The organism is Campylobacter sp. CFSAN093246 (assembly GCF_012889415.1).
Classification (GTDB): Bacteria; Campylobacterota; Campylobacteria; order Campylobacterales; family Campylobacteraceae; genus Campylobacter_D; species Campylobacter_D jejuni.
Map to the genome: position 1 here is coordinate 1,485,412 of NZ_CP040613.1, position 25,659 is coordinate 1,511,070.

Annotated in this window: 24 protein-coding genes; 9 read left to right on the forward strand and 15 right to left on the reverse strand. The window is 31.5% G+C overall.

Going from position 1 to position 25,659, the window contains the following annotated elements; all coding sequences use genetic code 11:
* Positions 1–118: 118 nt before the first annotated feature.
* From FBE87_RS07670 to nspC, 6 genes are all read right to left on the reverse strand, one after another.
* The gene (locus FBE87_RS07670) at positions 119–1,051 is read right to left on the reverse strand and encodes a formate dehydrogenase subunit gamma (protein WP_032583972.1); all 933 of its coding nucleotides are present in this window, start codon (positions 1,049–1,051) and stop codon (positions 119–121) included.
* Positions 1,048–1,689, reverse strand: a complete 642-nt coding sequence (gene fdh3B / locus FBE87_RS07675) for a formate dehydrogenase FDH3 subunit beta (RefSeq protein ID WP_002851264.1) — start codon at positions 1,687–1,689, stop codon at positions 1,048–1,050. The genes FBE87_RS07670 and fdh3B overlap by 4 nt, the downstream gene beginning before the upstream one ends.
* Positions 1,686–4,490 carry a molybdopterin-dependent oxidoreductase gene (locus FBE87_RS07680; protein WP_168977244.1) on the reverse strand — a complete coding sequence of 935 codons (2,805 nt, stop codon included), beginning with the start codon at positions 4,488–4,490 and terminating at the stop codon, positions 1,686–1,688. Before FBE87_RS07680 ends, fdh3B begins: the two co-directional genes overlap by 4 nt.
* Positions 4,490–4,681 (reverse strand): twin-arginine translocation signal domain-containing protein, encoded by a 192-nt coding sequence (locus FBE87_RS07685; RefSeq protein ID WP_002851537.1) that lies wholly within the window; start codon positions 4,679–4,681, stop codon positions 4,490–4,492. The genes FBE87_RS07680 and FBE87_RS07685 overlap by 1 nt, the downstream gene beginning before the upstream one ends.
* Positions 4,656–5,369: a molecular chaperone TorD family protein gene (locus FBE87_RS07690; protein ID WP_002851502.1), complete on the reverse strand. Its 714-nt coding sequence runs from the start codon at positions 5,367–5,369 to the stop codon at positions 4,656–4,658. Before FBE87_RS07690 ends, FBE87_RS07685 begins: the two co-directional genes overlap by 26 nt.
* 303 nt (positions 5,370–5,672) lie before the next feature.
* On the reverse strand, positions 5,673–6,821 hold the full coding sequence (gene nspC, locus FBE87_RS07695; protein WP_002868029.1) for a carboxynorspermidine decarboxylase: 1,149 nt from the start codon (positions 6,819–6,821) through the stop codon (positions 5,673–5,675).
* A 123-nt stretch (positions 6,822–6,944) separates the two neighbouring features.
* Here nspC and cueO point away from each other — a divergent pair, with 123 nt between their 5' ends.
* The 4 genes from cueO to FBE87_RS07715 are packed head-to-tail and all read left to right on the forward strand — an operon-like array spanning position 6,945 to position 10,350.
* Positions 6,945–8,486 (forward strand): multicopper oxidase CueO, encoded by a 1,542-nt coding sequence (gene cueO / locus FBE87_RS07700; RefSeq protein ID WP_002874968.1) that lies wholly within the window; start codon positions 6,945–6,947, stop codon positions 8,484–8,486.
* A gap of 1 nt (position 8,487) precedes the next feature.
* Positions 8,488–8,709 carry a MoaD/ThiS family protein gene (locus tag FBE87_RS07705; protein ID WP_002779488.1) on the forward strand — a complete coding sequence of 74 codons (222 nt, stop codon included), beginning with the start codon at positions 8,488–8,490 and terminating at the stop codon, positions 8,707–8,709.
* The gene (locus tag FBE87_RS07710) at positions 8,710–9,156 is read left to right on the forward strand and encodes a molybdenum cofactor biosynthesis protein MoaE (RefSeq protein ID WP_002934784.1); all 447 of its coding nucleotides are present in this window, start codon (positions 8,710–8,712) and stop codon (positions 9,154–9,156) included.
* 3 nt (positions 9,157–9,159) lie between these two features.
* On the forward strand, positions 9,160–10,350 hold the full coding sequence (locus FBE87_RS07715; protein WP_002887719.1) for a molybdopterin molybdotransferase MoeA: 1,191 nt from the start codon (positions 9,160–9,162) through the stop codon (positions 10,348–10,350).
* A gap of 365 nt (positions 10,351–10,715) precedes the next feature.
* Here the strand turns inward: FBE87_RS07715 and cas2 are convergent, their stop codons facing one another.
* Genes cas2 through cas9 form a run of 3 tightly spaced genes read right to left on the reverse strand, consistent with a single transcriptional unit; the run spans position 10,716 to position 14,981 of the window.
* Complete coding sequence (gene cas2 / locus FBE87_RS07720) at positions 10,716–11,147, reverse strand: CRISPR-associated endonuclease Cas2 (RefSeq protein ID WP_002780988.1); 432 nt, start codon at positions 11,145–11,147, stop codon at positions 10,716–10,718.
* A complete protein-coding gene (gene cas1, locus FBE87_RS07725) occupies positions 11,140–12,030 on the reverse strand; it encodes a type II CRISPR-associated endonuclease Cas1 (RefSeq protein WP_002851193.1) in 891 nt (296 codons plus the stop codon). The genes cas2 and cas1 overlap by 8 nt, the downstream gene beginning before the upstream one ends.
* Positions 12,027–14,981 (reverse strand): type II CRISPR RNA-guided endonuclease Cas9, encoded by a 2,955-nt coding sequence (gene cas9 / locus FBE87_RS07730; protein ID WP_100626311.1) that lies wholly within the window; start codon positions 14,979–14,981, stop codon positions 12,027–12,029. The genes cas1 and cas9 overlap by 4 nt, the downstream gene beginning before the upstream one ends.
* 588 nt (positions 14,982–15,569) lie before the next feature.
* Between cas9 and FBE87_RS09280 the strand changes: the two genes are divergently transcribed.
* Positions 15,570–15,854, forward strand: coding sequence for a hypothetical protein (locus FBE87_RS09280; protein WP_002851383.1), 285 nt, complete (start codon positions 15,570–15,572; stop codon positions 15,852–15,854).
* Positions 15,826–16,629, forward strand: coding sequence for a C4-dicarboxylate transporter DcuC (gene dcuC, locus FBE87_RS07735; protein WP_057036706.1), 804 nt, complete (start codon positions 15,826–15,828; stop codon positions 16,627–16,629). The genes FBE87_RS09280 and dcuC overlap by 29 nt, the downstream gene beginning before the upstream one ends.
* Positions 16,630–16,649: 20 nt before the next feature.
* On the opposite strand, the gene purM is transcribed toward dcuC, so the two are convergent.
* Complete coding sequence (gene purM, locus FBE87_RS07740; RefSeq protein ID WP_002851320.1) at positions 16,650–17,639, reverse strand: phosphoribosylformylglycinamidine cyclo-ligase; 990 nt, start codon at positions 17,637–17,639, stop codon at positions 16,650–16,652.
* A 60-nt stretch (positions 17,640–17,699) separates the two neighbouring features.
* On the opposite strand from purM, the gene coaE reads away from it, so the two are divergent.
* The 3 genes from coaE to FBE87_RS07755 are packed head-to-tail and all read left to right on the forward strand — an operon-like array spanning position 17,700 to position 19,757.
* Entirely contained in the window at positions 17,700–18,305 is a 606-nt protein-coding gene (gene coaE / locus FBE87_RS07745) for a dephospho-CoA kinase (RefSeq protein ID WP_002872138.1), read from the forward strand.
* Entirely contained in the window at positions 18,302–19,051 is a 750-nt protein-coding gene (gene dapF / locus FBE87_RS07750; protein ID WP_002872139.1) for a diaminopimelate epimerase, read from the forward strand. Before coaE ends, dapF begins: the two co-directional genes overlap by 4 nt.
* Positions 19,026–19,757 carry a glucosaminidase domain-containing protein gene (locus FBE87_RS07755; RefSeq protein WP_002872140.1) on the forward strand — a complete coding sequence of 244 codons (732 nt, stop codon included), beginning with the start codon at positions 19,026–19,028 and terminating at the stop codon, positions 19,755–19,757. Before dapF ends, FBE87_RS07755 begins: the two co-directional genes overlap by 26 nt.
* Here the strand turns inward: FBE87_RS07755 and FBE87_RS07760 are convergent.
* The 5 genes from FBE87_RS07760 to acs form a co-directional block, all read right to left on the reverse strand.
* Positions 19,754–20,791, reverse strand: a complete 1,038-nt coding sequence (locus FBE87_RS07760) for an ATP-binding protein (protein ID WP_100621812.1) — start codon at positions 20,789–20,791, stop codon at positions 19,754–19,756. The genes FBE87_RS07755 and FBE87_RS07760 overlap by 4 nt on opposite strands.
* 64 nt (positions 20,792–20,855) lie before the next feature.
* Positions 20,856–21,305 carry a Dps family protein gene (locus FBE87_RS07765; RefSeq protein ID WP_002851546.1) on the reverse strand — a complete coding sequence of 150 codons (450 nt, stop codon included), beginning with the start codon at positions 21,303–21,305 and terminating at the stop codon, positions 20,856–20,858.
* 129 nt (positions 21,306–21,434) lie between these two features.
* Positions 21,435–22,655: a glucose-6-phosphate isomerase gene (locus FBE87_RS07770; RefSeq protein WP_002855462.1), complete on the reverse strand. Its 1,221-nt coding sequence runs from the start codon at positions 22,653–22,655 to the stop codon at positions 21,435–21,437.
* Positions 22,649–23,473 (reverse strand): UTP--glucose-1-phosphate uridylyltransferase GalU, encoded by an 825-nt coding sequence (galU, locus tag FBE87_RS07775; protein ID WP_002851421.1) that lies wholly within the window; start codon positions 23,471–23,473, stop codon positions 22,649–22,651. The genes FBE87_RS07770 and galU overlap by 7 nt, the downstream gene beginning before the upstream one ends.
* 81 nt (positions 23,474–23,554) lie before the next feature.
* Positions 23,555–25,528, reverse strand: a complete 1,974-nt coding sequence (gene acs, locus FBE87_RS07780) for an acetate--CoA ligase (protein ID WP_002851288.1) — start codon at positions 25,526–25,528, stop codon at positions 23,555–23,557.
* Positions 25,529–25,659: the final 131 nt, after the last annotated feature.

Here is a 25,659-nt window from a genome sequence, read left to right on the forward strand (position 1 = left end):
AATAACAAATTTATATATGGAAAAATAGATTTTAGATTCAACTTATAAAAGAAAATTCGTTCTATTTATTTCAAAAAAGCTTAAAACTACCGCTATGTAATAACATAGCGGTTAAAGATTAAATTTTTACATTAGGATCATAAGAAAAACTAGGTTCAATTTGCTTTTTATTGCTTAATTCTTTATACCAATAAGAATGTAAAATATAAACCTCTTCTTCTTCTTTATAACCACTAATCATAGAATGGATACTACCTTTGATTGCAAATACTGCCATATAAATATGCACACCAAAAAACACTGCACACACTATACCCAAGAAATTATGCACTATAGCTGAAATTCTTAAAAGTTCAATGTGAGTTAAACCAAAAAGACCTTGAATTGCCGTGGAATTAAAATCAAGAAAATACATAAATCCACCTGTAATTATCATCAAAAATCCACCAAATACAGCTATATAATACCAAGATTTTTGACCAAAATTAAACTTACCTGCAGGTACAGGACGTTTTACTTTGCTTAAATAACCACCTACTATCATCATCCATCTGATATCATAACTTGCAGGAAGCATTCTTTTAATCCAGCATAAAAACATAGGGATTATAGAGATGATAAACAAAATCGTTGCAAAAGCGTGTAAATTTTTACAAACCCTTACAAAAACTCCACCCCCAAAAACTTCTCCAAACATCATCACAAAACCAGTTGGCACTAAAATCACCCAAGAAATCGCTGCGATAAAATGAAAAAGTCTTTCAAATAATGTAAAAGCATAAATTTTCTTTCCATCGTGTGAAAATTGCTTAGGTCCTATAACCATATAATGCAAAGCAAATGCAGACAATACCGCAATAACAGCGATTAAAGCTATAGTAGCTATATATTCACCTTGCAAAGTTGTCCAAAGTTTGCCAAAAGTATCATAATTTGGGATATTTGTAATACGATGAAAATCCCAAATTTGAGTATCTTGTCCCATTCTCTCGCTACCATAAGCAAATAAACTCACTACGCTTAATAAAAGCGTTACAAATACTTTTCTCATAAGCGTTCCTTTCCTGTGTAAGCAATCTTCCATTCCAAACTTTCCGAAGGATTTGGAATGCCATAATTTCTATTCATAAGTCTATTATGATAAATCTCTTCTATTTTAGAACTTTCACCTACTAAAAGTGCTTTTGTCGAACACATCGCAGCACATACAGGGACTTTTCCTTCTGCGATACGATTTTGACCATAAAGTTCTCTTTCTTTTTCTGAATTCGTTGCTTCAGGGCCACCTGCACACATAGTACATTTATCCATAATGCCTTTATTTCCAAAAACACTATCTTTTGGAAATTGTGGTGCACCAAAAGGACAAGCATAAAGACAATATCCACAACCTATGCAAATTTCTTTATCATGCAAAACAATACCATCAGCACGGATGTAAAAACAATCCACAGGACAAACGATAGAACAAGGAGCATCATCACAATGCATACAAGAAATAGAAGTTGAAACTTCTTTTCCTTGAATTCCTTCATTTAAAGTAATCACACGGCGGCGGCGAATATGAATAGGAAGCTCATGTGCTTCATCACAAGCTACCGCGCAACCATTACAATCAATACAACGCTCATTATCACAAAAGAATTTCAAGCGTTCTTTTTCTAAATTTGCAAAATTTACCTTACTCATTTTCCATCCTTACTGATTCTACAAAGTCCACCTTTAGTCTCTGGAATCTGACACATGATATCATAACCATAATTTGTTACCGTATTAGCACTTTCTCCGCTTGCATAAGGCTTAGTTCCTTCTGGGAAATTGTGCGTTAAATCCACGCCTTGCATAACTCCTGTAAAATGGAAAGGCAAGAAAATCATATCTTTTGCTACACCTGGATTAACCTTCACTCTTACATGAATTTTAGTACTTTCTGGAGAATGCACCCAAATCATATCTCCTGCTTTAATGTCTTGCTCTTTTGCTAATTGAGGATTGATCTCACAAAACATTTCAGGTGTTAAACGCGTTAGATACATAGATGCTCTATTTTCCATACCTGCACCATTTAAATTCACAAGTCTTGCAGTAACAAGATTAAGCGGGAATTCTTTAGAATAATCCTTAGCTTGTTGCACAGAAACAAATTTAGTATCCACGCGGTAAAGCGCTTTTTGATCTTCAAAACTTGGATATTTTTGCACCAAATCGTTTCTTGGAGAATGTAAAGGCTCACGGTGGAGTGGAATTTTATCTTTAAAAGTCCAAACTACAGCTCTAGCTTTAGCATTTCCATAAGGAACTATGCCTTTTTCTATACATTTAGTTGCTATGATATTGCTATCATCATAAGACCAAGTTGATCCCATTTTTTCTTTTTCTTGAGCACTTAAAGTAATACCTAAAACTTTTTCTATATTATCTTTAGTAATTTGTGGATAACCTGTATCAATAGGTGAATTTAAAGGTGCATTTTTAGCAAGTAAACTCTCTCCTTCATATTCAAGTCCAAAATTGTTTCTAAAGCCCATACCACCTTTTGCTACTTCAATGTCGGTATTATAAAGCACAGGAGAACCTGGGTGCTTATCACTCCAACAAGGCCAAGGAAGCCCGTAATACTCGCCAGCAACTTCGTCTTTTCCTTCTAAAGTTACCTCATCAAATTTATCCCAGTATAAAGTATGCTTTTTAAGCCTTTCAGGACTCCAACCATTAAGCCCTATACTTCTAACTGCTTTTGCAATTTCTCTTGTTGCATTTTCAGGCCAAACAATCTCACCTTTTTCATCGCGTAAAGTCTTGGTAAAGTCTTCATAAAAACCTAATTTTTTAGCAAGCTCAAATAAAATTTCTTGATCTTCCATGCTTTCATAAAGTGGATCTACAACTTTAAATCTCCATTGTCCGCTACGATTTGTTGCTGTTACACTTCCGCTTGTTTCAAACTGTGTTGCTGCAGGTAAAAGATAAATTCCATCTTTTCTTTCTGCAATAATCCCTGCTTCATTTACAAAAGGATCGGCTAAAACTAAAAGCTCTAAAGCTTCCAAACCTTCTTTAACTTTTACTTGTTGTGCAGTCGAAGTAATACCATTTCCCATAACTACTAAAGCTTTTAAAGGCGTTCCTGCATTATCGATAGCATCATTTCCATCTTTTCCATTTAAAGCCGCTGCCCACCATCTAGCAAGTGAAAGCCCAGTTTTATGCATCCAATCTTTGCTTACAAAATTTCCTAAAAGCCACTCATAATCCACACCCCAAATTTTGGCATAGTATCTCCAAGTCGCTTCATTTAAAGGATAATAACCTGGTAAATTTTCGCTCAAACAAGCCATATCTGAAGCACCTTGAACATTATCGTGTCCGCGTAAGATATTAACTCCACCACCAAATTTACCTATATTTCCAAGTACCATTTGCACAATAGGTGCTAAACGTGTATTTGAAGTTCCTACAGTATGTTGAGTTAAACCCATAGCCCAAATAAGCGTAGTTGGTTTGTTTTTAGCTACTTCGTGAGTGATTTGCACCAAAAGTTCTTTAGAGATCCCTGTAACATTTTCCACTTCTTCAGCTGTCCATTTTGCTGCTTCTTCACGAATTTTATCAATTCCAAAAACTCTTTCATCAAGATATTTTGTATCTTCCAAGCCTTCATCAAAAATGATTTTTAACATTCCATACATGAAAGCAATGTCAGTTCCTGGACGAATTCTTGCATAAATATCCGCTTTTGCTGCACTTTTTGTAAATCTAGGATCTACAACGATAAGCTTTGCACCTTTTTCTTTTGCTTTTAAGAAATGTCTAAAACCCACAGGGTGATTTACCGCTGGATTTGCTCCAATGATAATGATACATTTACTTCTTTGGATGTCTCCAAGATGGTTTGTCATAGCGCCATAACCAAATGTATTCGCCACACCGGCGACTGTTGCGCTGTGTCAAATTCTAGCTTGATGATCTACATTGTTCGTTCCAAAAAATGCTGCAAATTTTCTTATATAATAAGCTTGTTCATTATTAAGTTTTGCAGAACCTAAAAACATAACACTTTCAGGATTTTCTTTACGATAAGCAGCTAGTTTTTCTCCGATCTCACTTAAAGCTTGCTCATAACTTATGCGTTTCCATTCTCCATTTTCTTTTTTCATAGGATATTTTAAACGCACATGTGAACGCACCATATCGATCATATCAGATCCCTTGCAGCAATGTCCACCTGAACTCACAGGATGATCTTGAGCGATTTCTTGACGCACCCAAACACCATTTTGCACTTCTGCAATAATCCCACAGCCTACAGAACAGGCTGTACAAACTGTTTTTACTTTTTTACTACCTTCATAAGCTTCTTTAAGCTCATCAGCACTCGCTTCTCTTAAAGTTTCACTTCTAGCAAGCAACGGTGTTGCTAGGCTTGAAAGTGCTGCCATTTTAAGAAAAGAACGACGCGTAAGCTTGATATTTTCACCTACACTTGACATTACTCAGCCTTTATATAATAATTTTCCCAATTAGCACTTCTTTGAAAAAGCACTTCTTTTTTCTTACTTTTACCTTTAACTAAATCTTTTCTTTCTTCATCTTTAGCTAGAGCTAAAGTTGTGCTACCAAGCACTCCAGCAGCCCCTAAGGCAAAAGCGGATTTTTTAAGAAATTCCCTGCGATTTTTCACGAGTCCTCCTTTGTTTATTTGCTTCTCTTCTTAAAAATTCTGAACGCGATAGATCGTTTTGCACTTTTTTAGAATTTATTTTTGCAGGTTTTTCCACTTCAAAGCAAAGTCTTTCAAATTCCATAAAAGCCGATGCAATACTTGCAATTTCCTTATATAAATTCGCATTTTTATTCATGAAAACATCGCCTAAAAACTCATCAATGCTTTTATTGATCACTTTTTCAAAAAGCTCTTTGGCTAAATCATCTTCATTTTGCCTTAAAAATTCACTCATCAACAATAAACAAAATCCAACACTATCTTCACTTTCTTTAAAAAATTTTTCATTGCGTCTTATTTTACTTTTGACTAAAATTTGACGCACGCAAAGTAAAGGATTTGAATTTTCAAAACCTTCTTCTATGTAAGAAAAAGTCGTTGGAATGCTATTTTTAAGACTTAAAAAAAGCAAATCATATTCTTTAAAAAATGCTTGTATAGAATTTTCATCATCTAAATGCTTAAGCAAGATATCAAAATTTGATTTTAAATTTTCATCAAATAAACATTCTTGCATTGTCTTTAAATACTCTTGTAATTTTGACAATCTTTCTTCAGAAAATGAAAAAACAAAAAGCTCTCCTAGACATTGATAATAAAGACTTCTAGCTAATCTTAATTTTTCCAAATCCATTAAAGCTCCCATGCATTCAAAATTTTCAAAAATAGCTTTAAATTTTGCTTGAATGAATATTATGCAAAATATACCTAATATTCATTTTAAAGCCGATTTTTAAATCGATTTATCTTAATACTATTTGATTTAAAAATCACTGAATTTCAATAAAATTCCACAAGGATTTAAAATATTAAAAAATCATACCAAAGTATTGAAAATTAGATATTTGAGTTGATTTTATATTTGAAAAAATAAAATACTTTGCATAAAATTTACATCTTTGATTCTCTTCCGAGTAAAATTAACATTTTATGCAAATTATAAATAATACTAATTTCTTAAAGAATAATCCTTATAAGAAAATTCTCTTATCATTTGAAGTTCATTTTTTACATTTAAAAGCATGAGATTTGGAAGTCTTATACCATTAAAAGTTGTGTTTTTCACAATGGTGTAATGAATTTGATCTAAAAAAACAATTTTATCGCCGATTTTAAGCTTTTTATCAAAGGCGTATTCTCCCATTACATCACCCGCTAAACAAGTATTTCCAGTAAGCAAATAGGAAAATTCGCTTTCTTTTAAGTCTGAAATTTTTTCATTTTCTCTTGTGGCTAAAATTCTAGCATTTAAAACTTCACTTGTATAAGGCATGATGATAGTATCTGGCATATGCGCTTCGCTTGAAGTATCTAAAATAGCAATTTGTTTTTCATTTTCTATGATATCTACTACACTAGCCACCAAATTTCCTGTTTGCCAACCCACCGCTTCGCCTGGTTCAAGATAAACTTGCACACCGTATTTATCACTGAAATTTTTACACAAAGCAATAAGCTTTTCAACATCATAGCCTTTTTTAGTGATGTGATGTCCTCCTCCAAAATTCACCCATTTCATTTGCCCTATCCATTTGCCAAATTTCTCTTCAAAAACCTTTAAAACAGCTTCTAAAGCACCAGCACTTTCTTCGCAAAGTGCGTGAAAATGAAGTCCTTCTATGGTGCTTAAATCCACATTTTCAAAATCTTTAGCACGAATTCCAAGTCTTGAGTATCTTCCACAAGGATTGTAAAGTTCTTTTGGGGCTAGAGAAAATTCAACATTACAACGAAGACCTAAGGAATTTTTTTGTGTTTTAGCTTGAAATTTATGAAATTGAGCTAAAGAGTTAAACACTATATGATGAGATAAGCTGGCTATTTCACCTATTTCATCTTCTTTAAAAGCAGGCGAATAAGTATGAATTTCTTTATCCATGTATTCTTTAGCAAATTTTGCTTCCCAAAGTCCGCTACAAGTACAACCTTTTAAGTATTCTCCAACAATTTTCATCGCTCCTGAAAAAGCAAAACCTTTTAAAGCTAAAAGCACTTTAGCACCACTTTTTTCGCCAACACTTGCTAAAAGCTCACAATTTTTTCTTAATTTATCTTCTTCTAAAATATAAGCTGGGGTTTGAATTTTTTCATAAAACATTATTTTTCCTTGATTAAATTGCTAAAATCATAACAAAATTAAACCAAATTTTCAAAATAAATATTTACTAAAGTTAAAAAAATAATGACTATAATACAAAAAATCAAACAAAAGGAAAAACTAATGAATAGAAGAAATTTTTTAAAATTTAATGCACTCACTCTAGCAAGTATGGGTGTAGCCTATGCAAATCCTATGCATGATATGCACTCCATGCATAAAAATCATTCTATAAATCATGACTTAGATACTTCTTTTATAAACTTTGCTCCAAAAAATTTAAAACTTTTAGATCCAAAACAATTCCCCCAAGGAGAAATTTTAAAAGCCTTGCCTTTACTCAAAAATGAAAGTAAAGAAAAAAATATTTTTCGTGCTACCCTAGAAATCAAAGAAAATCATATAGAGCTTATCAAAGGTAAAAAAACCTTATTTTATACTTACAATGGCCTCGTGCCTGCTCCAAAAATAGAAGTTTTTGAAGGAGATAAACTTGAAATTTTAGTCAAAAACAAACTCAAAGAAGCTACAACTATACATTGGCATGGCGTTCCTGTGCCGCCTGATCAAGATGGAAGCCCACATGATCCTATTTTAGCAGGAGAAGAAAGAATATATCGTTTTAAAATTCCTCAAGATAGCGCAGGAACTTACTGGTATCATCCACACCCTCATTATACCGCTTCTAAACAAGTTTTTATGGGTTTAGCAGGGGCTTTTGTGATCAAAGCAAAAAAAGATGCTTTAAGTCATTTAAAAGAAAGAGATTTGATGATTAGCGATTTGCGTCTTGATGAAAACGCTCAAATTCCGAACAACAACCTAAATGATTGGCTAAATGGTAGAGAAGGAGAATTTGTACTCATTAATGGACAATTTAAACCTCAAATCAAACTCGCCACAAACGAACGCATACGCATTTATAATGCTACTGCGGCAAGATATTTAAATTTACGCATACAAGGAGCTAAGTTTATACTTGTTGGTACTGATGGTGGACTTATAGAAAAAACTATTTATAAAGAAGAACTTTTCTTAAGTCCTGCTTCTCGTGCAGAAGTTTTAATCGACGCTCCAAAAGATGGGAATTTTAAGCTAGAAAGTGCTTATTATGATAGGGATAAAATGATGGTAAAAGAAGAACCTAATACCCTATTTTTAGCTAATATTAGTCTAAAAAAAGAAAATGTAGAACTTCCAAAAAATTTAAAAATTTTCAAACCTTCAGAAGAACCTAAGGAATTTAAAGAAATAATCATGAGTGAAGATCATATGCAAATGCATGGTATGATGGGAAAAAGTGAAAGCGAATTAAAAATCGCTCTTGCGTCTATGTTTTTAATCAATGGCAAAAGCTATGATTTAAAACGCATTGATTTAAGCTCCAAGCTTGGAGTAGTTGAAGACTGGATAGTGATAAATAAATCTCACATGGATCATCCTTTCCACATACACGGCACGCAATTTGAACTCATCTCATCAAAACTCAATGGCAAAGTTCAAAAAGCCGAATTTAGAGCCTTCAGAGATACTATAAATGTGCGTCCTAATGAAGAATTAAGACTTAGAATGAAACAAGATTTTAAAGGACTTAGAATGTATCATTGCCATATTTTAGAACATGAAGATTTAGGAATGATGGGAAATTTAGAAGTAAAGGAATAAAATGGTAAAAGTGGAATTTTTAGGCCCCATAAATAAAGAAAATTTAGAACTTGAAGTAAAAAATTTAAAAGAATTAAAAGAAATTTTGCAAAAAGATGAGAGTTTAAAAGAATGGCTAGAACTTTGTGCTGTATCTTTAAATGATGAAATCATTTTTGATGAAAACACCAAGTTAAAAGATGGTGATAAAATAGCACTTTTACCGCCAGTTTGTGGAGGCTAAATGAAACATTTTACACTTTATCAAGGCTCTTTAGATATTTCTAAAATTTATAGCCAATGGTATGAATTTTCCAAGGATAAAAACTGCGGTGCTTTACTGACTTTTTGTGGTATTGTGCGTGAAGAAGGAGGTATTGAGGCACTTAGTTTTGATATTTATGAACCGCTTTTAAAAAAATGGTTTGATGAGTGGCAAAAAAGAGTAGATTTTGATGGTATTAGCTTGCTTTTTGCTCACTCTATAGGCGATGTAGCGATACATGAAAGCTCGTATTTTGCAGGAATTTTAAGCAAACAAAGAAAATTAGGACTTAAACTTCTTAATGAATTTGTTGAAGATTTTAAAGCAAGTGCGCCCATTTGGAAGTATGATGTGATAAACAAAGAAAGAATTTATGCCAAAGAAAGATCAACCAAACTTTGCGGTGCAGGACTTTTAAAAGGATAAAAAATGTTAATGTCTTATGAAGAAAGTTTAAAAATTTTACATTCTCATATTAAAACTTATGAAAAGATTGAAAAAATAGCTCTTACAGAGTGTTTAGGACGCATTTTAGCTCAAGACATAAAAGCCCCTAAAAATCAGCCCGAATTTCCAACTTCGGCTATGGATGGTTATGCGATCAAATTTGAAGATCAAGATAAGCCTTTAAAAATTTTAGGTATCACACCTGCGGGTACTATGCCACAATTTAGCGTGCAAAATGGCACTTGTGTAAAAACCTTTACAGGCTCACTCATGAGCGAAGGAAGCGATACTTTAGTCCCTGTTGAAAATATATGCATAGAAAATGATACTCTTTTTATAGAAAAAAAAGTTCCCCAAGCTTTTGCCGTGCGTGCGGTAGGAGAAAACTATAAAAAAGATGAAATTTTACTCAAAAAAGGCACAAAGTTAAATTATAGCGAGATAGCTCTTTTAGCTGAACTTGGATTTTTTCACATTAGTGTGTTTATAAAGCCTATTGTAGGGGTTTTAAGTAGTGGAAGTGAGATCAAAGATCTAGGAGAAGCCTTGGAAAATCCTGCTCAAATCCGCTCTTCAAATCATATCGCCATAGCTAATTTAGCTAAAAATTTAAATTGCGATACAAGGGTTTTTCCTCTTTTAAAAGATGATGAGAAAGCCACTTTTTCCACCCTTGAAAGTGCTTTGCAAAGTTGTGATATTTTGGTTACAACGGGCGGGGTTTCTATGGGAGATTTTGACTTTTTAAAAAAAGCCATCAAAGAATACGAAATCATCATCGATAAAGCCGACATAAAACCAGGTAGACATATCAAAATAGCTAAGGCTAATGAAAAATTCATCATCGCCTTACCAGGTTTTCCTTACTCGGCTATGGTAATGTTTAATCTTTACGCAAGAGAGATTTTAAACTCTTGGTTACTTCAGCCTAAAGACTATATTTGCAAAGCCTTTTTACAAGGAAGTTACAAGAAAAAAACACCTTATTTGGAATTTGTCGCTTGTAACATAAAGTTTGAAAATGGACGCATTTTAGCCAATCTTGAAGGCAAAAAAGAAGGCTCTAGTGCGATTATAAACAATCTTAACAATAAAGCTGCCCTTATGGTGGCGCCAAAAGAATGTGAAATTTTAGAAAATGAAAGTTTAGTGGATATTATCTTTATGCCTTAAAATTATTTAAATAATTTTATTTCGATTTTAATCAACCCTAAATTTCAATAAGTTTCAAATTCGCAACCTCCTTTTAGTGGAGTAATTAGCCCTAGCGGAGTTTCAATCCACTAGGGTTTATTTTAGTCCCTTTTTAAATTTCTTTATGGTAAAATTGGACAAAAGAAAAGAAATTAGAAAATTTAATTTTAGTCCCTTTTTAAATTTCTTTATGGTAAAATAGATATTTACCAGATAATGAAAATTTCGGGGTTTTTTCATGAAAAATAGCAAAAATTATGCTATAATCTCATAAGAAATTTAAAAAGGGACTAAAATAAAGAGTTTGCGGGACTCTGCGGGGTTACAATCCCCTAAAACCGCTTTTAAAATTCAAATAAATTTTGCTGATGATATTTTTCTTGTTTTTTGTTTAGTTGTATTTCTTCATTATTTGAATTTTTGTATTTAAATTCTCCATGACTATCTATATCAAAAAGCGTTAAATTGGTTTCGTTATTAACTTTTTCATTAAAAACTATGCCACCAAGCAAAAGCTCCATTTTATCAAATTGCTTTTCAGTGATGATTAAAGCCCTTACATTTCCATAAGGTGGCAAAATCTTTTTTACATTTTCAATAGAACTTTTTGCAGAACTTAAACCCTTGCAAATACGCATATAAACGCTAAATTGCAGCATAAAATAACCTAATTTTATAAGATTGTTTCTAAATTTACTTGCTAGTTTTTGCTCTTTTTTACTTTTAGTAGGTACATCAAACATCAAAAGCACGCGCATAAATTTATCTTCAATCATCAAATTTCACTATCTTTAGTTCATCTTCATACAATAAAGCATTTTTAAAATTTGCCACATAATGATTTATCGCTCTGTTTAAAGGATAATTTTGCCCATCAAAATTGATTTTGCTTTGTAAATTGCCAATCAACGCTCTTTTGTCATCTTTGCTTAAAAACTCACTTTCACCCTTAAGCTTTAAAACACAATCATCAACACTAGCCCTAAACACTTCTATCAAATCATCACAAAGCGCAAAAGAATTATAAATATTATCGTGCTTAATGCCAAGCCAAGGCAAAAGCCCACTTATACAAACTGCTCTAATAATACAAGCCCTAATGATTGCATAGCCATAATTTAAAGCAGAATTTTCAAAGCAAAGCTCATCTCTTGAAAAAGAAGTCCCAAACAAAGTTTTAAAATAAAGCGCCGCTGCAACAGCTTCGATATTTTTACTATCATTTAAGCTTACTTTTTTGGCCAAATTTATAAGCTCATTGCTTTGCTCTATTTTATTGTGTTTTTTCAAAACAAAGGCTTGATTTAGGATTTTATTTTTAATGATTTTTTGCCATAAAATAGCCTTTTTTTGAGCACTTACATTTATTTGTTCTTTTGCGATTTTTGCACTTTGAAAATGCCCTAAAAAAGGAGTAAAAATACCATTTATACTATGAGTTTCATCGCAGGTTAGCAAGATGATTTTATGCCTTGCAAAGGCATTAAAAAGTGCGGAACTAAGGCTTGCTTGTAAGCTTTCTAAAACGATGATATTTATATCTTTTAAAAACAATTTGGCTATATTTTCATCTTGCTTAATCACAAGATGATTTAGCTCTAAATTTAGCTTGGCATTAGAGCTAATAAGCAGTGTTTTAAAAGCTTCATCGTAACTCATTTTTTAAAATCTTCTCTTTGTCTAAACTCAGCCTTTGTCACTTCTCCAAGTGCTGAAACTATGTATTTTTCAAATACTTTTAGATTTTGAATTCCTATGCTTTTTGCGATTACTTCTTTTTCATTTGCATTTTTAAACAATATTTTTTGATTTTTGCTTAGCGTTTCAAATTTATTATCGTGTTTTGAAACAATCAAACTAACAGTAGAGCTTGTAAAAGCATTAAAATAAACAAGTTCTGGCTCTTGCATATCTTTAGTTTGAATTAAAATCAAACTATCTTTGTATAAAGAAAAGCAAAACTCATAATTTTCATCCATTAAAATCCAGTCTTTTATCTCACCTTTTTTACTTCGTGCTACAGCTTTATTTGGTAATACTTTTAAAGCAAAATCCATAGTATAAATTGGCACAGCATAAAATTTATTTGTCTTTTTGTGTTTAAAAATATCCACTCTAAACATATCGCCATTTTTAACAATTTTACCATTTACTTTGCGGATTTTACCAAGCTCTAGGGCTTTTAAAACTCCTTCTTTTCCGCCGTATGATTGATAGAATTCTTCTTCTTTTCTAAATGTTTCTTCATGTAAGGCTCCGCTTGGCTTTTTTCTCTCAGGTTTTGAGACAAAAATTTCATCAATTTTATCTAAAACCTTTTGCCTAAAACCACTAAAAGGCTCAAAAAACTTCCTTTTGTTTTTATAATCTAATTCACTAATTTTTTTTGCATAAAGTTCTGCACTGTTGCTTTCTTGCTCTTTTTTAAAATCTGAAAAAGCCTTTACGATAGAGTTGTTTGCATAAGCAATAATTACTGCATCGATGGCGTGATGAAGATGGTTATTTCTATCCTTAGCGCTAAAGCCCCAAGTGTGTCTTAAAGCCGATGTAAGCATACCGCTTTTTGCTTCTACATGCACTTTTGAGCCTTTTTGTGTGTCGTTTAACTTTGTATTTTCATCATCGCTTAAAGGTAAAAAATCTAAATAATCTTTAGTGTAGTTTAAAACAAGCCTTGCGATGTAGCGAGTATCGTTTAGATTTCTATCTTTAAAGTCTTTTTGCTCTTTGTCTTTGTAATTTTTATCTAAAATTCTTTTTTGCTTTTTAGTAGGTAAATTTTTTGCTAAAACTTCAATTTTCTGCCATTTTGCACTATCATTGCCAAAGGCTTCAAAGGGGGTTTGATTAAGTTTTTCTTGATTTTGCTTGGTAAAAACTAAAACTTTATTCATATAAGAATCATCAAAACTTCTAGAATAAGGGTAAATGTGATCAATTTCAAGCATTTTTTCATCTTGCAAATCACTAATTTTAATCTTTTCTCCACTATAAGCACAAAATTCTTTTTGTTCTTTAAATAATCTTAATTTTAAAATATTTTTGCTATTTATTTTTAAGCCTAGTTTTTCACATTCAAGTTCGGCGTCTTTTTTGGCCTTGTAGTTTTCATTTTGCTCTTTTTCTATTTTAGCTCTTTGGCTGTAATTTTTACCTACTTCTCTTGCTAATTCAATGTTTATTTTATGCACTTTGCCGTATTTTTTAAGTAAAGCATTTAAGACCTTTCTGTATTCTTTAATCGCTCTTAAAACCACAGGATTAGTTACCTCATCTTTATAATAAGTTTCATTAAATGCGGGTAAAAAATCTTTTTTATCTTCATTGATTGCTACTTTTAAATTAAGCTCATTACAAGCTTCATCGTATTTTTTACCTTCAAGCATTAAAGGAGTGATAAGTTTTAAGGCTTTAAAACTTATATTTAAATGGTCTTTAAATTCCAATTTGCTTAAACTATCAATTTGATTTTGATTTAAATCATATTTTGCTAAAGCCTTTTTAAGCTTAATCTCATCTTTTATAAGGGTAATATCTTTTACTATTTCATTTAAATCATCTTGGCTTAAACTATGATCACCTAGGGCTTTTATAAATTCTTTATATTTTTTAAACTCAATAAAATAAGTTCCTTTTTCCCCTTTAAATTCATAATCATCGCTTAAGCCCAAAAGCTTTTTTGTTTGTTTATAAGTTAGAGTGCCGTTTTTTAAAACTTCATTCAAAAGGGCGTTTAAATCATCTTTTGTATATAAAATTCCTTCAGTATTTTTAAGATTGTTTAAAAGATTGATAATTCTTGTAAGTGCTACAAACATAAAAGCTAAGGGCGAATTTTTTGGCGCTCTTTTTTCATCGGTAAAAAAACTACAATTTCCCACCAAATGAGAAAAATCTTTTAAAGCCCTTTTATAAAATGCTACACTAAGCACCTCTTCTTCAAATTTTTTTGAAAAAGAAAAGCCAAATTCTCTTTGTTTTTTAAAAATAAGCTTTAATTCATCTTTTAAAAAACTTTGCGCTATGCAGCGTTCATAACTTTCTTTTTTATTTCTAACATTTGTAAATTCTTTGGAATTTTCTTTGAATTTTTGAAAATACTCTTTATAAAGATACTCGCCCACACTTTGATAATTTGCTAGTTTTTCTTCATTTTGCTTGATAGCTTTTAAAATCGCACCTTTTTCTTTATCATCACTATTTTTAATATCATCATAGCCACGCCTTTTTGCAATATGTAAAATCACTCTTGCAAAATCTTGCTTACTTAAAAGCTCGTTTAAAGCTCTAAATCTTAACTCATAAGGGCTAATTAAAGATCCTTTATAAGCCTTGGCTAAACTTTCATCAAAGCTTTGATAATCTTCGTAATTTAACTTAAATTCATTTGCGATTAAATGTTTTAAGTGATTTAGCCTTGCTTTGCGTCTAGCAAGGCGTTTTCTAGCACTTCTTGCAAGGCGTCTTGGCAAGGCTAAGGATTCTCCTGTTTTGGGATTTTCAGCCTTTGTAAAAATCCTAACTCCACAATCTTTTAACTCATCATTTTCACTAAATGCCCAGCCAATAGAGCTTATTCCTATATCAAATGCCAAAATTCTTGCCACACTAGATCCTTTTTAATATTTATGATTTGTGTATAATTATAATACAAAAATCATTTTTTTAAACAAACATAAACTTTTCAGTAACCAAACTATACATATTATTAATTTTATAATGCAAAAAATAAGTAAAATTTTAAATGAAAAATATTTATTAGTTAAATTTTAGCTAAAATAAAAGCTAATAATAACTTTAGGAGAAATCATGCCAATTTTTATGATATGTTCTACACTTTTAGCGGTAATTGTCGTTGCTTATTATATACTAAAATATAATCTCATTTTTGTATTTTTCTTTCAAATATTATCTTGCTTATTTTTGCTTTTTACATCACAGGAACACCTATACCAAAAGCCCCAAGCAGAGAGCATACAAGCTTTTTAAATGTTTTACTTGATAGTTATCTTTTATCACAGCGATTTTTAAAAGTCAGCTTTCTGGAGTAGGGTTTATTATCATGAGTGTGGCAGGCTTTACTGCTTACATGAAACATATCAATGCTTCGGCAAAACTTGCTTTTTTAGCAAATAAACCCTCAGGAAAAATCAAAAAATAAATACTTAATTTTAAGTGGAACTTTTGTTGTTGGAATGGCTTTAAAAATCGTCATTTCTAGCTATGCTGGATTGCTTTTGTTAGCATGTATTTATCCTGTTTTAATCTCACTTAAAATCCGTCCTATTACAGCTGTATGTGTGCTTTCTTTAATTGCGCTTGATTATGGTCCAAAAGATGGAAATTCAATCAATATGGCGGATATGGTAGGACAAAGTGATAATGTCGTAGGACTTTCTTTAAATTATCAAATTTATAGTGTGATTACTTATGTTGTAGTTAATTGCCATCTTGATTCCTTTTTATTCTACTTGGATTGATAAAAGAGATAAAGAAAAAGGTGTTTTAAATGATGAAGTTGAAATTCCGCAAATCATTGATCCTAAATGCCCTACTTTTTTACATACTCTTTCCTTGGTTACCTGTTGTATTTTTATTTATAGCGTATTTTTTTACTATCAAGCTCGATGTTGTAACAGCAAATTTTTAAGCATTTCTTTAGTTTTTCTTGTTGAATTTGCAAGACACAGAAATGCTAGAAAATTAGGCGAAGATATGATGGTGATTTTAAAAGCTATGGCTGAAATTTTTATCTCAGTCGTAAGCATAATCATCGCCGCTGGAGTATTTGCTGAAGGCATTAAAGCACTTGGTGGAGTTAATATCCTTGCTAACGCGGTTTCAAATCTTGGAACAGGAAATTTTGCATGGTTTGGAATTCTTTTGAGTATAGCTATTTTAAGCTTTTTAGTTTATTTTGCCACAGTGATTATGGGAAGTGGAATTGCCGCTTTTAATACTTTTGGAAAACTAGCTCCTGATATAGCTACAAAATTAGGCGTTGCACCTATTACTCTAGTTTTACCTATAGAAATTGCATCTTGTTTAGGTCGTGCAGCTTCACCAATAGCAGGCGGAATCATAGCTTTAGCTGGATTTGCAAAAGTAGCTCCAATGGATATTATAAAACGAACCACTCCTCTTTTACTTATCGCTATGCTTGTAAATGTACTTGTAGCCTTTTATCTAGCACAAACCAATCCTTTGCCAAAAGAACAAAACACTACAAAAATAGAACTTAAAATACAAAAATAAAGCGTATTAACGCTTTATTTTCATTCTAAAACAATACCTTCATTAATGCAAATTTCGCCGATAATAAAGGCATCTGAATTTTCTAAAATCTTACTTACATTAGAAGGATCTACAACCATTACTAAACCCACTCCCATGTTAAAGCTTCTATACATTTCGCTTTCTTCTACAGCCTGTCCTATAGTATAAAAAATTTCAGGAGTTTTAAGATGATGTTTGCGTATAGTTGCACCCATACCACGAGGTAAAACGCGTGGTAAATTTTCTACTAAACCACCCCCTGTAATATGTGCTAGAGCACTGATATAAGGCTTTAGTGTAAGAAAATCACGCACATAAATCCTTGTAGGTTCTAACAAAATATCAATTAAATTTTTACCCTCTATCTTGTCATCAAATTTTAATTTTAAACTTTCAAAAAGTACTTTTCTAGCTAAAGAATAACCATTTGAATGAAGTCCTGAACTAGAAAGTGCCAATAAAATATCACCATTTTTAACAAATTTACTTCTATCAATCTCATCTTCTTCAGCCATACCCACTGCAAAACCCGCAAGATCAAAATCATCTTTTGCATACATTCCAGGCATTTCAGCAGTTTCTCCGCCAATTAATGCACAATTTGCCATCTTACATCCCTTGGCAATGCCTGATACAACAGCCTTTGCTACTTCTACTTCGAGCTTGGCTGTAGCATAATAATCTAGGAAAAACAAAGGCGTAGCAAAATTACAAATCAAATCATTCACGCACATTGCTACTAAATCTTGCCCTATAGTATCATATTTTTTAGCATCAATTGCCAAGCGAAGCTTGGTACCAACCCCATCTGTTGCACCTAAAATCACAGGCTTTTTAAAACCACTTGGCATTCTAAAAGCACCAGCAAAAGAACCAATTCCACCTACAACATTATCATTAAAAGTTTCTTTAACCAAAGGTTTTATAGCCTCTACAAAGGTATTTCCATTATCTATACTTACGCCTGCATCTTCATATGAAATTTTCATTTATTTTCCTTTAAGAACTAAAAAGGTATTTTAACGAAAAAAGTTTTAATAAGGCATAAGATGAAAAATGCTTTTTTTGTAACCGCTTCAATTGCTTGTGGTAAAAGCACTTTTATAGAAATAGCGAATTCTTTAGACTTTAAAAGCATTAGCGCAGATAAAATTGCTCATAAAATTTTAGATGAAAATGCTTTAGAACTTGAAAAGATTTTTTCTCCCTTTAACTTAAAAAATTTACTCACAAAAGAAAAGAAAATCGATAGAAAAATCCTTGGAGAAATTGTTTTTAACAATAAAGAAGCTAAAAAAATCTTAGAAAATTTCACTCATCCTAAAATTCGAGCTAAAATTTTAGAACAAATGCAAATTCTAGATAAAGAAAATAAAGCTTTTTTTGTAGAAATTCCTCTTTTTTTTGAAAGCGGTGCTTATGAAAATTTAGGCAAAGTCATAGTAATTTACACACCTAAAGAATTAAGCCTTAAAAGAATCATGCAAAGAGATAAGCTTAGCTTAGAAGCTGCAAAAACAAGACTTGATTCTCAAATAGATATTGAAGAAAAACTTAAAAAAGCAGATTTTATCATTAAAAATACTAACTCTTATGCCGATTTTAGGCAAGAATGTGTTAAAGTAATACAAGAAATTTCTAAAGGAAAAATGTGAAATTTTATAAATATTGTGCAAGTGGGAATGATTTTGTCATAACAAATGCTGATAGAAAAGAAGATAGAAGTGCTTTAGCTAAAGAACTTTGCAATCGTTATGAGGGCATAGGTGGGGATGGCTTTATCGTGATATTGCCTCATGAAAAATACGACTTTGAATGGGAATTTTATAATAACGATGGCTCAAGGGCTGCTATGTGTGGCAATGGCTCAAGGGCTGCGGCACATTTTGCACATCATATTAACAAAATAAATCCTAACATGAGTTTTTTAACCGGTGCAGAAATAATAAAAGCAAAGGTAAATCAAGATAAAGTTGAAGTATCTTTAGGCAAAATAAAAAGCGTGCAAAATACTTTTGAAGAATTAGGAAAAACTTGGCAACTTTGCGACACTGGAGTTCCACATCTAGTGCATTTTTGTCAAAATTTAGATGAATTTGATACAATACTTTGTCAAAAAATGAGACAAAAATATAATGCCAATGTTAATTTTGTAAAAATTTTAGATGAAAATCATTTAAAAGTTCGTACCTATGAACGCGGAGTTGAAGATGAAACCTTAGCTTGTGGCACAGGAATGGGGGCTTGTTTTTATCTGGCATTTTTAAATAAAAAAGTACAAAATAAAGTTAAAATAACTCCTAAAAGTGGTGAAGAGGTTGGGTTTACATATAAAAATGAAGAATTGTTTTTTGAAGGAAAGGTAAAGTATTGTTTTGAAGCCAATTATAATTTTTCTTAGTCTTTTTCTAATCCCACTTTTTGCTGATGATCTAAAAAATGGCTTTGGAGAGGAATATTACAAACTTGATATAGATCAAAAAAGACAAATTTTTTTTATAAAAATGAATGAAATGTTTGATCAAAGCTTTAAAAAAATTGAACAAGAAAGAGCTTTTATCGAAGCCTTTTTTAAAGATGCTTACAAAACAGGCTTTAGGACTTCAAACCAAATAAATCTTGAAAAACTTATCACGATAAAAAACAAATATCGCATTGAAAATCTTTATGATTTTGCAGAATATAAAAAACGTATTCAAAAAATTCCAAAATCCATGGGTATAGCCCAAGCTTTAGTTGAAAGTGCTACAGGTACCAGTCGCTTCGCAAGAGAAGCAAACAATCTTTTTGGAGAATGGACTTGGGGTGAGAAAGGTTTAATTCCTGATTTAAGACATCCAGATAAAAAACATAAAATTAAGATTTTTGATAGTCTGCAAGATAGTGTTGACTCTTATGTTTTAAATTTAAATCGTCATTTTGCTTATGAAAAGTTTCGCGATGCAAGAGCTAAATTTGAAAGCGAAGGCAAAGAGATAACAGGGCTAGAGGCTATTAAAACTTTAGATTCTTATTCTGAACGCAAGGGATATTATATCAATCTTATTACAAAAATCATCAAACGATACAACCTTGAAAAATACGATACAAACTCAAACAACACCTAAAATCCAAGTGAAAATTTATCAAAAGATATGACTTCAAATTTAACCCCTTGTTCAAAAAAATTATCCTCGCTTGAAAGAGTGATAAAAATCACATGAAAAATTCCAAGTTCTAAAGCCTTTGGTAAAATTTTCTTAGCACGTAGCTTGATCAAATCAATATCTAAAGTTGGACTTGAAATATAAGCAATTTTAGATATTTGGCTATAAAAGTTAAAGTATTTGTTATAAAAAAATTCTTCTTTAAATTTAAACAACTCGCTTAAAACTAAATTTTCAAATAAATGTGAAAAATCCTTTGAAATACAAAGATTATTTCTTAGGCCAAAATCTTTAAAATAAATCTTTTGAAGTTTTTTTTCATCATGTTTTAAGGTATAAATCACATAAGTATTTTCTAATTTTTTTATAGCTTGATAAACACTATCTTTTGAAGTTTTTAATCTTTTTTTGAGTTCTATAAATATCTTAGAAATACTGATTTGCTGACCCAAATTTAAAGCTAAATACTTTAAAATTTCTAATTCTAAAAGAGTGAAGCTTTGTCTTAGAAGTATGTTTTTTTCTCCAAATTTACTGCGTCCACTTTGCAAAAAAAGACCTACTAAATTATTTATAGGTAAATTTTTCTTACTTACACTAATAAATTCTTCAAAATCAAAATAATCAAGTTCAAGCTCTTCAAACCCATTTACATTTAAATCTTTTATATTTGCACTTAAGATGATGGGAATGTTAATTTTTTCTAAATTAGGGATAAAATCCAAATTATAAAGGCAAAGAATTTTAATTTGTAAATTTTCATTCAGAAAATCAGCAAGTCTTTCTAAACTTTGTTTTTCAAAGCGTGTATCATATAAATCTAAAAACAAAATTTCACTTGCTTTAAATTGAGATAAAAAATTAAAAATAAGTGTTTTTTTACCACAAAATCGTGGGCCTTTTATGATAATATTTGGTTTTGAAATTTGATTTTTTCTTTCATAACTTACTTCAAATTTAGGGTGGTTTTCATAAAAAAAATTAAGTACTTTCAATTTTATCCTTTAAAAAAGGATATTATAACCTAGTTTGTATAATTGGGGCATAAAGCCCCTTAAATTACATTTTGCAAGCACCTTGTAAAGTAGCGCCTATCATCCAAAGACTTTTTTCATATTTTGCGATATTTTCTTGTGCAAAAGCAGCTGTTGTAGTATCACTTTCTTTTTCTGCTGCTTCATTGAGTTTTTTAAATTCTGCTAAAAGATATTCATAATCTTGTTTGATCAGTTCTATGACTTCAAGCGGAGTAAAGCAATCTTTTGCAACTTTTGGACTTTTTGCATTTTCCATTAAAACTTTTTGGCAAGTGATAGCTTTTTCGCCAAGTTGTAAAACTCTTTCAGCACAACTATCAAAAAGTTCTGCCATTTCTTCATAAGCTTTTTCTGTGTACTCGTGTATAGAAAAAAATTGCAAACCTTTTACATTCCAGTGATAATTATGAAATTTAACCCATAAATGATGAGCATCTGCTTGCATTTGTAATAATTGTTTTGTAACTGACATGATTGACTCCTTTTTTTAATTTTTAAAATTATAACATAAAATTCTTAAATAATAATAATTATTATTAATTAAAAATTTTTATTATAATTTTAACTTAAAATCATTATACTCTTTTTTAATGAATTTTGATTAAGAATTTAATATATTTTTTAAGATCAACTTTCCAACTTCCACACCAGGTTGATCATAAGTGTTAATCCCTAGCATAACACCGCAAGTTGAAGTAAAAAGTTCATAATAATACATCAAATATCCCGCATGCCAAGCGTCAAGTTTTTCAAGTTCTATCACATCAACACTCAAATTTTCAGCGATTAAAGCGTGCATAGTTGCATCACATTGAGCGTTTAAAAGTTCGTGAAGATTGACTTTATTACTTAAAGAATCTAAAAATTTAAAATGAATATCAGGGATAATAGGTGCTTTTTGAGCGTCTTTGATTTTTAAAAAAGTTACAGTTTTATTTTTAGGTCCATCCATGATGAGTTGTAAAAAACTATGTTGATCTCTTGCGCCAATGAGTGCAATAGGAGTTAAACCTATGCGTTTATAGCCTTGCTTTTTACCTAAACTTTCAGCAATAAGCTGGATATACCATTCATTAAAGCCTTTAAAAGCATCGCTATATGAAAAAAGTACATTGATATTGGCATTTTTGTGTGTACAATAATGATAGGCTTTTTGTAAAATTTCATCTTTTTTGTGAGTAAAAAAATCTTCAAAACAAGCTTTAGCTCCTTCTAAAAGAGCTTTGGCATTATAGCCACAAAAACAAAGTGGAACTATACCTACGGCTGAAAGTATGCTAAAACGACCTCCTACATTTGCAGGGATAAAAAAGCATTTAATACCTAAATTTTCACCTTCTTGATGAAGTTTTGAATCCTTATCGGTAATAAAAACAAAGTATTTTTTTAATTCTTGCATATCAAGTTTAAAATGTTCAATAAGAAGTTTAAAAAGCGATACAACTTCTATAGTACTACCTGTTTTGCTGATGATTAAAAACAAACTTTCTTCAAGCTTGATTTTTTCTAAAGTCTTATTAAAAGAATGCGAGCTTGTGTTATCGAGTATAAAAAGCTCTCTTTGGTTGCTTTTTTCATTAAAAAGCATATCACGCAAGGCTTTTACACCACAACTTGAACCTCCCATTCCCACTAAAACGATATTTTTTACATACTCTTTATCTTGAATAAATTGCAAGCTCTCATCGATTAAATTCAAACTTGTGTCAATAAGATGATAATACCCTATATCTCCACTTTTTACCTCATCATTAATACGATTTGCATAAGAACTTATAGTGTGAATTTCACTTTGTTTAAAAAAAAGCGTATTGTTTAACATTTACTTTTCTCGTAAAAATAATTTGTCGCCTCTACAAAGCCTTCTACACTTCCACAATCAAAGCGTTTCCCTTGAAATTTATAAGCTAAAACCATACCATTGGTTGCTTGAGTTAAAAGCGCGTCGGTAAGTTGAATTTCACCATTTTTTCCTGCTTTAGTATTTTCTAAAATTCCAAAAATATCAGGAGTTAAAATATATCTTCCTATGATAGCAAGATTACTTGGAGCTTCATCAGGACTTGGTTTTTCTATCATAGAATTAACCATGATAAGATTTTCTTCTACAAAATTTCCAGAAATTACTCCATAGTTTGAAACTTGCTCTTTTGGTACTTCCATCACAGCTATGATGGTGCAGCGATATTTTTCATAAATTTTTACCATTTGAGCCATAACATTTAAGCCTTCTTCATTAACACACAAATCATCAGCCAAAATTACGCCAAAAGCTTCATCGCCAACCAAAGGTCTACCTTTTAAAACCGCATCACCTAAGCCTTTCATTTGATTTTGTCTTGTAAAAGTAAAGGTACAACGATTGATCAAAGAGCGAATTTCATCAAGTAAGTATTCTTTTTTTGTACCTGAAATTTGATGTTCAAGTTCATAAGAAATATCAAAATAATCCTCCAAAGCTCTTTTTCCACGCCCTGTGACAAATCCCATATTTTCCATTCCTGCTTCTAAAGCTTCATCAACTCCATAATGGATCAAAGGCTTGGTTAAGATAGGTAACATCTCTTTAGGTAAAGTTTTTGTTGCAGGTAAAAATCTCGTCCCATAACCTGCCGCAGGGAAAATACAAGTTTGAAGCATAAAAATTTCCTTTTATTTTTTTATCATTATAGCTTATTTTTATGAATTTTCATGCAACAAGGCAAAGTTCTTTTTGCCTTGTTATTCAAACTCTGCCTTAGCTAATTTAACAATGGTTTCTACTACTTTAGAATCTTCAAGTGTTGAAATATCCTGTTTGATTTCTTCGCCTCTTGCTATAGTTCTTAAAATTCTTCTCATTATTTTACCACTTCTAGTTTTTGGCAAACCTGGAGTATAAAGAATTTTTTCTATTTTAGCTATAGGTCCTATTTCTACTCTTAAAATGTCATTAAGTTCTTTTAAAGTTTCTATAGCTCCGCCAAGATCACAACTGGATGCAGGACTTAAAACCACAAAAGCAAACAATGACTCGCCCTTAATCGTATCCAAAATACTCACTACAGCTGATTCTGCTACACTTGGATGTTTAGCAATAGCGCTTTCAATTTCAGCCGTTCCTATACGATGTCCTGCAACATTAACCACATCATCTGTTCTTCCTGTGATGGTAATATAACCATTTTTATCATAAAAAGCACCATCGCCACTAAAATATACAGCTTTTCCATCTTTTTTAGCTTGAGAAAAATAACTTTCTATATAGCGTTCATCATTGCCCCAAATTCCACGAATCATCGAAGGCCAAGGTTTAGTTATACAAAGCAACCCATCTTCACCTTCATCTTTTTTATTGCCTTCTTCATCAATAACTTCCGCAAAAATCCCTGGCAAAGGCAAGGTGGCACAACCTGGTTTTAAAGGAGTGGCGCCTGGTAAAGGCGTGATCATATGCCCACCTGTTTCTGTTTGCCACCAAGTATCGACTATAGGACTTTTAGTTCCCCCTATTTCATCATAAAACCACTTCCAAGCACTAGGATTGATAGGCTCTCCAACCGTTCCAAGCACTTCAAGCGTACTTAAATCATATTTTCTTGGCTCATTAGGTGCATCAGCATGAAGCATTCTTATGGCAGTTGGCGAAGTGTAGAATTTGCTTATTTGATACTCTTCTATCATTCTCCACCAACGCCCAGAATTTGGATAAGTAGGAGTTCCTTCATGCATTATAGTCGTTGCCCCACATGCTAAAGGCCCATAAACTACATAAGTATGTCCTGTAATCCAACCCACATCAGCACTACACCAATAATTATCATAATCTTTAATATCAAAAACCCATTCCATAGTCATTTGTGCCCAAAGTATATATCCTGCACTTGCATGCATAACTCCTTTTGGCTTGCCCGTTGATCCTGAAGTGTAAAGCAAAAACAACAAATCCTCACTATCCATAATTTCGGGTTCACACTTATAAGACTCATTTTTCACAAGTTCGTTATAAACATAGTCCCTTCCTTTAATATATTCTATAGGCTCATTATTGCGTATAACTATAAGTACTTTTTCTACACTTTCACACCCTTCACTTAAAGCCTTATCTACTGCAGGTTTTAACATATAAGGTTTGCCACGACGAAAAGCACCATCAGCCGTTACTACAAGTTTAGCTCCTGCATCTATAATTCTATCTCTTAAGGCTTCAGGAGAAAACCCTCCAAATACTACACTATGAATAGCCCCAATCCTTGCACAAGCTAACATTACTATAGCTGTTTCTGGAATCATAGGCATATAAATTACAACCCTATCGCCTTTTTTTACTCCGAATTTTTTAAGCAAATTGGCCGCCTTGCAAGTTTCATGCAATAATCTTCTATAAGTATAAACTTCATAATCCCCCATTTCACCTTCAAAAATCAAAGCAGCTTTATTGCGTCTTGTTTTCATATGACGATCAAGACATTGATAACTTACATTTAAAGTTCCACCTTCAAACCATTTATAAAATGGAGCTTTATCCTCATTTAGCACTCTTGAAAAAGGCGAAAACCACTCAATCTTCTCAAATGCTTGTCTTTTCCAAAAACCTTCAAAATCTTCCTTGGCTTCATCGCATAAATCATAGTATTCACATAAATTTTTTATACGAGCATTACGAGAAAATTCTTTACTTGGCTTAAAAAGCTCTTGATTATTTTGATTAAGCATAAAAACTCCTTTATGGTTGTTTTTAAACATTATATAAGAGTTTATTTGTATTAAATACAAATTTAAAAAATAATTAAGATAAATTTTATAAAAAATGGGAATATTTGTAATATTTTATTTAAATTTTATAA